This window comes from Paraburkholderia piptadeniae, assembly GCF_900007165.1.
GTDB lineage: Bacteria > Pseudomonadota > Gammaproteobacteria > Burkholderiales > Burkholderiaceae > Paraburkholderia > Paraburkholderia piptadeniae.
In genome coordinates, this window is record NZ_CYGY02000244.1 from 1 (window position 1) to 507 (window position 507).

Consider the following 507-nt stretch of genomic DNA (forward strand, 5'->3'; position numbering starts at 1 on the left):
GCGCCAGCACTGGCAGCGCTTTGAGCACGATCATCCGAACTCGCTGTGGCAGATGGACTTCAAGGGTGACATACAGACGCTGGAGCGGGGGCGCTGCATGCCGCTGACGGTCATCGACGATCACTCGCGCTACAACGTCGTGCTGAGCGCCTGCGCGCGCACCACCACGCAGGTCGTGCAGGCTGCGCTCGAACGTGCGTTCCGCTGCTACGGGCTACCATCGCGCATCAACACCGACAATGGCGCGCCGTGGGGCTCGCCCAGCGCGCCGGGACAGCTCACCGAACTCGCGGTCTGGCTGATCCGGCTGGGCGTGCATGTGAGCTACAGCCGCCCGTATCATCCGCAAACCAATGGCAAGGACGAACGGTTTCACCGCACGCTGAAGGCCGAACTGCTGGATCGGCAAGCCTTCAGCACGCACGAGCAGATGCAGCGGGAACTGGATCGCTGGCGCCACGTGTACAACGTCGAACGTCCGCACGAGGCATTGGGGATGGCCACGCC

At 65.1% G+C, this 507-nt stretch carries 1 protein-coding gene; it reads left to right on the top strand.

From position 1 onward, the window contains the following. On the top strand, positions 1 to 507 hold a 507-nt coding region (locus BN2476_RS45015), incomplete at both ends, for an integrase core domain-containing protein (RefSeq protein WP_143811261.1).